6 protein-coding genes are annotated in these 7,818 nt (G+C 50.9%); 5 read left to right on the forward strand and 1 reads right to left on the reverse strand.

Features of this window, described 5'->3' with window-relative positions; translation table 11 throughout:
• Positions 1-287 precede the first annotated feature (287 nt).
• Positions 288-413: a hypothetical protein gene (locus Q0413_RS06950; protein WP_298988256.1), complete on the forward strand. Its 126-nt coding sequence runs from the start codon at positions 288-290 to the stop codon at positions 411-413.
• A 71-nt stretch (positions 414-484) separates the two neighbouring features.
• Here the strand turns inward: Q0413_RS06950 and Q0413_RS06955 are convergent, their stop codons facing one another.
• Positions 485-2,782 carry a DNA polymerase III subunit gamma/tau gene (locus tag Q0413_RS06955; RefSeq protein ID WP_298988258.1) on the reverse strand — a complete coding sequence of 766 codons (2,298 nt, stop codon included), beginning with the start codon at positions 2,780-2,782 and terminating at the stop codon, positions 485-487.
• Positions 2,783-2,874: 92 nt separating this feature from the next.
• On the opposite strand from Q0413_RS06955, the gene Q0413_RS06960 reads away from it, so the two are divergent.
• From Q0413_RS06960 to Q0413_RS06975, 4 genes are all read left to right on the forward strand, one after another.
• The gene (locus tag Q0413_RS06960; RefSeq protein WP_298988259.1) at positions 2,875-3,423 is read left to right on the forward strand and encodes a YajG family lipoprotein; all 549 of its coding nucleotides are present in this window, start codon (positions 2,875-2,877) and stop codon (positions 3,421-3,423) included.
• Complete coding sequence (locus Q0413_RS06965; RefSeq protein WP_298988260.1) at positions 3,424-4,041, forward strand: ComF family protein; 618 nt, start codon at positions 3,424-3,426, stop codon at positions 4,039-4,041.
• A 50-nt stretch (positions 4,042-4,091) separates the two neighbouring features.
• Complete coding sequence (gene gyrA / locus Q0413_RS06970) at positions 4,092-6,824, forward strand: DNA gyrase subunit A (protein WP_298988264.1); 2,733 nt, start codon at positions 4,092-4,094, stop codon at positions 6,822-6,824.
• On the forward strand, positions 6,817-7,818 hold a 1,002-nt coding region (locus tag Q0413_RS06975; protein ID WP_298988262.1), incomplete at its 3' end, for an aspartate-semialdehyde dehydrogenase. The genes gyrA and Q0413_RS06975, both read left to right, overlap by 8 nt.

The raw sequence follows: 7,818 nt of genomic DNA on the forward strand, positions 1-7,818 counted from the left end.
AATCTCGGCTCGCAGGATAAAATTTCAGATCGCGATCCAAACAAAAGCGCTTCGCAGAGCTCTGGCGCCGAAGCTACAAGCGAGCAAAATCCCGCCTCGCAAAGCTCTGGCGGCGAAGATCGGGGCGCTAAAAATTTAAGTGGCGAAAAACAAGGTGCCAAAAATTCGAGTGCGTAAAATTTGGCTCGCATGATGAAAAATAAAGCTACGCTAAAATTTAAAAATTTCACTGCTCGCGCGCGCTCTTTTTGGGTTCGCACAAAGCTCGCGCGAGCAGGCGCGGCTCTTTGCTACTCACTCCCGCCAAAGCCGTTTGTCTCGAAAGATCAAGCATCGTCGCAAAACCGAGCGAAGTGGGTAAAAATTTAAAAAATCAAAATTTTAAAATCGTGCAGGTTTGCTTCGTAGCGTAAATTTCGATATCGTTTTTACACGCTTAAATTTAAAATCGCGCGGCGCGGCGTAAATTTATCCGCAGCGAGCGTTATTCTGTGATTTTGGTGGGCTCGCCGAATAGCCTATTTATCTCGGAGATCAAAATTTCCTTGCCATCCTGCGCGCCGTTTGCGAGCTCGGCGAGACCTGCCTTTGCGGCGCGCACGCTCTTGCTTGTATCGCGAGGCTTTGCGGCGTAGTTTTGCGGATCGGTGGATCTTAACAGATCATCCTTTTCCCCGCCGTCATCCCCTGCAGAAATTTCGGAATTTTGCAGCTTGGAATTTGAAGCGGAATTTTGTAAATTGGAATTCGTTGCGGAATTTCGCTGCGCAGAATTTTGCATCGTAGAATTTTTCGAATTTTGCTGCTCGGAATTTTTTCCCGCATCAGTTTGCAATTTTGCGGCTTGCGCCTCATCTGCGGCGGAATTTATTTGCGGTGCACAGCTCTGCTCGCTCTCTTGCGCGCCGGTTAAATTCCTATGATCTTGCTCGCCCGTTTGCGTAGATTCGGGATTTTCTTGCACGCTGCTAGAGGTGGGGCTTTCATTAAAATTTTGCGACGCGAAATTTACAGGGCTTTGTGAGGTCGAATTTCTCGGGCGCGCAGTATCGGCACTGGATTCGGAAGTCGCGCCTTGCGTAGAATTCTTGCTTTGTGTAGCGGTTGTGCCACCTGCGGAATTCCGATCGCGCTCGCTTTGGGCGGGATCATCGCCGTTTTGCGGCACGCTTTGCTCGATCTTGATGGCCGCGCTCTCGCCGAAGAGCGATTTTAGCACGCTATTGATCGCTCGCGAGCCCTTGCGTAGGTACTCTCTGTCCTGCCCCTGCGCGCGCGAGAGCAGATACAGCGTGCCGCGCTCGAACTTTAAAAATTCCACGCACTTGCTAAATTTCTCGCCCAGATCATAATCGCGGTCGTAAATTTTGGCTAAAAAATTCTCGTAAATTTCATTTTGAGCGCCCGTTTTAGCGGATGGGCTAGAATTTTTAGTCTGCGCGTCGCTGCCTGCGTTTGGTTTTATTTCGTCGCTCGCGTCAGAGCTTTGTTTTGCCGCAGCGCTTGCGACAGAGTTTTGCGCCGAGTTTGCGGGACGTTTCGCGCTCGCAGTAAAGCTCGGCACTCCGCTTATCGCGCTATCCGCCTCACTCGGCGCAAAAGTCGTGCCGCCAGACTCGCTATTTGGCGCAAATGCCGCGCTTTGGTTGGAATTTGACCTAAAATTCGGCGCGGAGCTTTGCGCGTTTAAATTAGGCACCGAAGCGGAAGCATAGCCCTCGCCTTGATCCAGCGATCTGCCGACCTCTATGAGCTCGTCGATTTCGCGCAGATTGACCGCCTCCATCATCATAAAAATCATCATAGAAATTGCGTAAGTGTTGTCCGGGCTGATGGCGAGCATGCTCTTGGCGCCCGCTAAAATGCGGAAAAACCGCTCATACATCAGCAGGCTAAATTTCGCGTCGCGGCGCAGAAATTTGTCCTTTAAATTTGCGATCATCTCGTCGATTATCGTCTCGGCGTTGTAGTTTTCGACCTCTTTGATGATCTCGATCGCGCCCGCGCGGTCTTGGCGCAGCACGACGTCTAAAATTTCGCCAATTTTAACGGGATCAAGCAAGCCCAGCATATCGGCGATCGCGTGCTGCGTGATGCCTTCGCGGCTAAAGATAATCGCTTGATCGAGGAGCGTGAGCGTGTCTCGTAGCGAGCCCGAGCCGCTGCGTGCTAGAATTTCGAGCGCGCCCTCTTCGTAAGCGATGTTTTCGGTTTTTAAAATTTGCTCTAGATGCGCTACGACGGCGCTTTTAGCGATCGGTTTAAAGCGAAAGTGCTGCGTGCGTGATAGCACCGTGACGGGAAGCTTGAGCGGATCGGTGGTCGCAAGGATAAATTTTACGTAGCTAGGCGGCTCCTCAAGCGTCTTTAAAAGCGCGTTGGAGGCCTCTTTGGTGAGCATATGCACCTCGTCGATTATGAAAATTTTAAAGCGCGCGCTCGCGGGATGATACTTCGTCTGCTCGATGAGCTCGCGGATATCGTCGATCTTGCGGTGGCTGGCGGCGTCCATCTCGATGATGTCGATGTGGCGCCCCTCATTTGCCATTACGCAGTTATCGCAGATCTCGCACGGCTTGCCGGTGGGGCCTTTATCGCATAAAAGCGCTTTGGCAAAAATCCTAGCCGTCGAGGTTTTGCCGCTGCCGCGAAGTCCGCTGAAAAGATATGCGTGGCTCAGCCTGCCCGAATCCAGCGCGTGCGCGAGGCTTTTGGCGACGGCGTCTTGACCGATGAGCTGCTCGAAGCTTTTGGGTCTGTATTTTAAAGCGAGTGCTTGCAAAATTTCTCCTTTGATCTTACAATGATACAAAAAAATCTATAAATTTTAAATTTAGTGCTACAATGCGCCCGAATTTCAGAAAAAGGATAAAAATGAAAAAATTTTTAATCGGCGTATTCGCGCTATTTTTTGTCGCCTGCTCGCAAACCAGCAGCGTCATCAGCCTAAATCCGTATCTTTCTAAGGCCGATCAGACCGTAAGCGGCAAGTCGGTAAATATCAACGCGATCAACGACCAGCGTAAAAATCAGATGGTAATCGCCGTTATAAACGACAACGACGGCAAACTCGTCGATGAGGTGCTTTTAAAAAATAATCTCTCGGCGTGGTTCGACAAGGCTTTGCGCGCGGAGCTTGAGGCTCGCGGCGTAAGGATCGATCCGGCAAGCCCGAATATCGTAACCGTAAATATTAGAAGCATCTCGGCAGCGATCAACGGCTACTCGAAGGAAAATATGAGCGCAAGAGGCGAGGTCGCGATCTCTATCGTGCAGGGCAACAAAACTACGACCAAGCGCGTTTCGCAGGATCAGAGCCAATTTACGGCGCTTCGCACGGCTAGATCGCTTAATCCTTTTGTGCAAAGCTTGCTTGGCGACATCGTCAAAAAATCCGCCGATCAAATCATCTCTACGCTTTAGATGCGCTGCGTAAATTGCGGCGCGTTTAGCCTGCGCACGATCTGCGCTGCCTGCGCCGCAAATTTAGCCGAATGCCGCCTAAGTATGCGGCAGGTGGAGGACTTTAGCGTATTTTACTACTATGGCTACTCCGAAATTCGAGAGCTTATACTTTCTAAACATCACGAATACGGCGCTGCGGTGCTTGCGCGCATAGCTTCTTTAAGCCTAGCGAAATTCCCGCTTCATCTGCAGCGCGAAATTTCTACAAATCCGCAAAATTACGAAACGTTTAAAACGGGCGGGGTTTTTAAATTTAACGCCGTGCCGCTGGATGATGACGCTCGCAGCGGATATTCGCACACGGCGATCTTAGCCCGCGCTCTAAAAAGCGAACTCGTGGAGCCGAAATTTCACTGCCTACGCGCGCAAAACCGCGTCAAATACACGGGGCAGAGTTTGGAATTTCGCCTAAAACACAAGCGAAATTTTAAAATTTTAACCCCGCCGAAATTCCCCGTAATCCTGGTAGATGACATCATCACCTCGGGCCTTAGCATGCTGCAAGCGCGCGAGAGTTTGATCGATGGCGGCTTTATGCCCGTGTGCGGCTTGGTTTTAGCTAATGCAAAAGAATAATTCGCTATAATCGCGCTTTAAAATTTAAAAGGATATTTATGCAATCAAATATGTTTGAAAATCAGGAGATCATCGATATCGACGTCGAAGAATCGATCAAGACGAGCTATCTTGATTACTCGATGAGCGTTATCATCGGTCGTGCGCTGCCGGATGCCAGGGACGGCCTAAAGCCGGTGCATAGGCGAATTTTATATGCGATGAACGATCTTGGCGTGGGCTCTCGCCAGCCTTACAAAAAATCCGCTCGTATCGTAGGCGACGTCATCGGTAAATACCATCCGCACGGCGATACCGCCGTTTACGACGCGCTCGTGCGAATGGCGCAGAGCTTTTCGATGAGAATTCCTTCCGTGGACGGGCAGGGAAACTTCGGATCGATCGACGGCGACGGCGCGGCGGCGATGAGATACACCGAAGCGCGTATGACGCCGCTAGCCGAGGAGCTGCTAAAAGACCTGGACAAAGAGACGGTCGATTTCGTACCGAACTATGACGAGAGCTTAAACGAGCCCGATGTCTTGCCTGCGCGCGTGCCGAATTTGCTGCTTAACGGCTCAAGCGGAATCGCCGTTGGAATGGCGACGAATATCCCGCCGCACAGCCTAGATGAGCTTGTGGGCGGTCTTTTGATACTGCTTGAGAATAAAAACGCAAGCCTAGAGGAGATTATGGGCGAGATCAAAGGTCCCGATTTTCCGACCGGCGGCATAATCTACGGCAAAAAAGGAATCATCGAGGCGTATAAAACGGGCAGAGGGCGCGTTAAAATTCGCGCTAAAACCCATATCGAAAAAAAGGCTAGTAAAGATGTCATCGTAATCGACGAGCTACCGTATCAAACCAATAAAGCTCGCCTGATCGAGCAGATCGCAGATCTCGTAAAAGAAAAGCAGATCGAAGGCATCTCCGAGGTGCGCGACGAGAGCGATCGCGACGGAATTCGCGTAGTAATCGAGCTTAAGCGCGACGCGATGAGCGAGATCGTGCTGAATAATCTATTTAAGCAAACTACGATGGAGGCGACCTTCGGCGTGATAATGCTCGCAATCGACGGCAAGGAGCCGAAGATTTTCACGCTGATAGAGCTTTTGAAGCTGTTTTTGAACCACAGAAAAACCGTCATCATCCGCCGCACAATTTTTGAGCTTCAAAAAGCGCGCGCTAGAGCGCACATCTTAGAGGGCTTAAAGATCGCGCTAGATAATATCGACGAAGTGATCGACGTAATTAGAAATTCCGCCGACACCAACGTCGCGCGCGAAAATTTAATGAGCAGATTCGGCCTCAGCGAGGCGCAATCGGGCGCGATTTTGGATATGAGGCTAAGCCGCCTAACGGGGCTTGAGCGCGAAAAGATCGAGGAGGAGCTAAAAGAAATTTTAGCCGAGATAAAGCGGCTTGACGCGATCCTAAAGAGCGAGGAGCTGATTGAGGGGATCATCAAAGATGAGCTTTTGGAGATCAAGGATAAATTTAAATGCCCGCGCATCACCGAAATCGTCGATGACTACGAGGATATCGACATCGAAGATTTAATCGCGAATGAAAATATGGTCGTTACGATCACTCACCGCGGCTACATCAAGCGCGTGCCTAGCAAGACTTACGAAAAGCAAAAGCGCGGCGGCAAGGGGCGCGTGGCGGTTACGACGTACGATGACGACTTCATCGAGAGCTTTTTTACGTCCAACACCCACGATACGCTTATGTTTATCACCGACCGCGGGCAGCTTTACTGGCTTAAGGTCTATAAAATCCCGGAGGGCTCGCGCACCGCAAAGGGCAAAGCGGTAGTAAATTTAATCCAGCTCGGCGCGGACGAAAAGATAATGGCGATCATCCCTACGACCGATTTTGATCCGAGCAAGTCGCTCATATTTTTCACTCGCAACGGCATCGTAAAACGCACGAATTTAAGCGAATTTAAAAACATCCGCTCACTCGGCATCCGCGCTATCAGCCTAGATGATGACGACACTCTCGTAACCGCTCTCATCGCTCCAAACAGCGCCGAGGAGATGCAAAACTACAAAGGAGGCGCTCTAAGCGGCGATGATCTGGACGGCGGTGAGGCTGAGGAAGTTTTAGAGCAGACCGAGCAAGATATTTTGGAAGGAAGCGAGAATGAAATTTCAGATGAAATTTCGCAAGGTGAGGGCGCTCAAGATGGCGAGCCGCAAAGCGCGAACGAAAATATGCTCTTCATCGCTACGAAAAAGGGAATGTGCCTTAAATTTAATCTAAATAAAATTCGCCAGATGGGGCGCATAGCTCGCGGCGTAAAGGGTATTAAATTTAAAGAAAAAGGCGACGAGGTCATCGGCGCCGCGTTTATTTTAAGCGATATGCAAGAAATTTTAAGCGTGAGCCAAAAGGGTATCGGCAAGCGCACGACCGCGAGCGAGTATCGCCTCACAAACCGCGGCGGCAAGGGCGTCATCTGCATGAAGCTCACCAACCGCACGGGCGAGCTCATCGGCGTCGTGATGGTCGATGAGGAGATGGATCTTATGGCGCTAACCACCAGCGGCAAGATGATCCGCGTCGATATGCAAAGCATCCGCAAAGCGGGCCGTAACACCAGCGGCGTCATCGTCGTAAATGTCGAGGGCGACGACGTCGTGAGCATCGCGACCTGCCCGAAAGCCGAGGAGGGCGATGAAGGCGATGAAGGCGAGCTTGCGCAGGATGAAAATTTATTAAATTCAAATTTAGATAGCAAAGATTCGCAGAGCGACGGCCCTAGCGATGAAATTTTAAAAGGAGGAGAGGATGAGTAGTTACAATATCGCCATCGTAGGCGCTACCGGCGCCGTAGGCGAGGAGATTTTGCGCGTCTTAGACGAGATGAACTTTCCCGTAAAGGACATACTGCCGCTTGCAAGCGCAAAGAGCGCGGGCGAGAAGGTGGAATTCCGCGGCAAAGAATACGTCGTGAGGGAGCTAACGGACAGCACCTTCGACGAAAACGAGATCGACATCGCGTTTTTTAGCGCGGGCGGCTCCATTTCGGCGCATTACGTGCCATTTGCTGCGGCAAGCGGCGCGGTGGTGATCGACAACACGAGCCACTTTCGCATGCAAGAGGACGTCCCGCTCGTCGTGCCTGAGTGCAACCCGCAGGATATAAAGCTATGGGAAGAGACAGGCATAATCGCTAATCCGAACTGCTCTACCATCCAGATGGTTCAAATTCTTAAGCCGCTTGATGACGCGTTTGATATCGAGCGCGTGGACGTAAGCACCTACCAAGCCGCCAGCGGCGCGGGCAAAGAGGGTATGGAAGAGCTCGTGTTTCAGCTGCAAAAATTCTTTGAATTTAAGCTTGATGAGTGCAAACCTAAAGTTTTCGCGCACCAGCTAGCATTTAACGTCATCCCGCACATCGACGTATTTTTGGACAACGACTACACCAAAGAAGAGATGAAGATGGTGAACGAAACGCAGAAAATTTTGCATAAAAACTTCGCCGTTTCGGCTACCTGCGTGCGCGTGCCGGTACTTCGCAGCCACAGCGAGGCGATCACGATAAAATTTAAAAAGGATTTCGAGATTAGCCGCGTGCGCGAAATTTTAAGAAACGCGCCTAGCATCGTGCTTGTAGACGATCCGAGCAAAAACGAATATCCGATGCCGCTGCTTTCGAGCGACACGAATGAAACCTACGTCGGCAGGCTTCGCAGGGACAATTTCGACGATAAAATTCTGCATCTTTGGTGCAGCGCCGATCAAATCCGCGTCGGAGCGGCTACGAACGCCGTGCGCATCGCGCTT

The organism is uncultured Campylobacter sp., assembly GCF_938045465.1.
Taxonomy (GTDB): Bacteria; Campylobacterota; Campylobacteria; order Campylobacterales; family Campylobacteraceae; genus Campylobacter_B.

Coding starts and splice junctions, on each gene's coding strand:
- Q0413_RS06960 (WP_298988259.1), top strand. CDS start 2,875: ATGAAAAAATTTTTAATCGGCGTATTCGCGCTATTTTTTGTCGCCTGC.
- Q0413_RS06965 (WP_298988260.1), top strand. CDS start 3,424: ATGCGCTGCGTAAATTGCGGCGCGTTTAGCCTGCGCACGATCTGCGCT.
- gyrA (WP_298988264.1), top strand. CDS start 4,092: ATGTTTGAAAATCAGGAGATCATCGATATCGACGTCGAAGAATCGATC.